1 protein-coding gene is annotated in these 1,749 nt (G+C 65.5%); it reads left to right on the top strand.

What is annotated here, in order from left to right; all coding sequences use genetic code 11:
• Nucleotides 1-103 precede the first annotated feature (103 nt).
• The gene (locus ACK4E3_RS12175; RefSeq protein ID WP_175359645.1) at nucleotides 104-1,522 is read left to right on the top strand and encodes an IS1380 family transposase; all 1,419 of its coding nucleotides are present in this window, start codon (nucleotides 104-106) and stop codon (nucleotides 1,520-1,522) included.
• Nucleotides 1,523-1,749 lie beyond the last annotated feature (227 nt).

Raw genomic sequence — 1,749 nt, 5'->3', positions numbered from 1 at the left:
CCCGGCTTATTCACCGAAGTCGGACCGTAGCGGTTGCGTGCGCCTGAAAGCGCTTTAGATTCAAGCTGCTACTCAAAAACCGCAGGCAGCTTCGGACGCACGCATGGGTGAAACGCTACAATCGGTCATTCCGGGTTTCAACAGGTCGCTGCGGGTCGAAAGCCGAGCGGACCGCCTGACCGGCGACCCTGGGGCGGTACTCTTGCGCGAGGTGCTGGAACGCAGCGGCATCGTGTCGTGGATGACGTCGCGTTTGAATGACCCGCGCAGCAAGGTCGATGTTACCCACGATCTCGCCTCGTTGATCCGCACCTCTGTGCTGCTGGCGGCGCAGGGCTGGCGTGACCACGACGATGCCGACGCATTGCGCCATGATCCTGCTTTCCGTCTGGCCACCAGTTCGGCAGCCGGACTGACCCCGCTGGAGGGGCCAGGGCTTGCCTCGCAGCCGACCCTGTCGCGGTTCACGGCCTTGATGGCCACCCCTGCCAATCTCAAGGTCTTGCGCGAAGCGGTGCTGGAAATGGCGGGCCGCGGGATCAAGGCCGAGCGGAAAGATCGACGGCTGCGATCTGTCACGCTGGATGTCGACAGCGCCCCCATCGAGGTGCATGGCCACCAGCCGAGGGCGGAGTGGAATGGCCACTACAATGCCCGGATTTACCACCCGTTGATCACCTCGATCGCGGAAACCGGCGACATGCTGGATGCGCGGCTGCGGGCGGGCAATGTCGGCACCGCCGACGGCGCGCTCGATGTGATCCTCGACGTGGTCGACCGCGCCCGAAAGAGCTTTTGTGACGTCGCCATGGTTCGGATCGACGCGGGCTTCCCCTCGGCGGGGCTGTTGGCCGGTTTGGAAGCGCGGGGCATCGACTACGTCTCGCGCCTGCGCGCCAACCCGGTGCTGGACCGGCTGGCCGAACCCCACATGGTCCGCCCGGTCGGCCGCAGACCTGTGCAGCCGAGGACCTGGCTGCGCGAGTTGCGCTACAAGGCCGACAGTTGGGACAAACCGAGGCGGGTAATCCTTGTCGTCAAGGAACGCGAGGGCGATTTGCTGCTTGATCGGTTCTTCCTTGTCACGTCGCTGCCCTGGACCGAGAAACTCTGTCACGAGGTGCTGGCGCATTATCGCGAACGGGGCAAGGCCGAGGGCCACATGGGCGAGTTGAAGGATGTGCTGGCCCCGGCGCTATCATCGACCAACCGTGCGAAATCGCATCTGCGCGGCAAGGCGCCGAAATCCAGAACCCCTGCCATCGATGCCTTCGCCTGCAACGAGGTGCGCCTGCTCATCGCCTGCCTCGCCTATCAAGCCATGCACATCGCCCGTCGGGCCATGGAGAAGGCGACCGGAACCGGATGGAGCCTGCGCCGCCTGCGCGAGAGGGTCCTGCGCGCCGGAGCACGGCTTGTTGTCTCCGCCAGGCGCATGACCCTGACGCTCTCCTCCGCCGCGGCCCCGTTCTGGGCTGTGCTCTGGCCCCGGCTCATGGCTCTGCAATGGGCCGACCCGTAACGGCCTGGAGCCGCGCCAGCCCGGAAACCCACGACGCCCATGGGCGCCTGAACGCCCTGCGCGCACGGTGCCACAGCAACGCGGGAGCCAGAAAAAATCACCCGTCTGCCGCCTGAATGACCCCGCTGCCATCCCTCGACGCCGTCCCAAATCCGCAAAAGAGGTCGAAACCATCCCCGACCCGCTCCCGAGCCGACTGAAAGCGCGTATTCGGTGAATAAGCTGGG

It is taken from the genome of Brevundimonas sp. (genome assembly GCF_046299595.1).
Lineage (GTDB): Bacteria > Pseudomonadota > Alphaproteobacteria > Caulobacterales > Caulobacteraceae > Brevundimonas.
The sequence above is the reverse complement of the archived record's forward strand: the minus strand, read 5'-3'. Positions and strand labels throughout refer to the sequence as shown.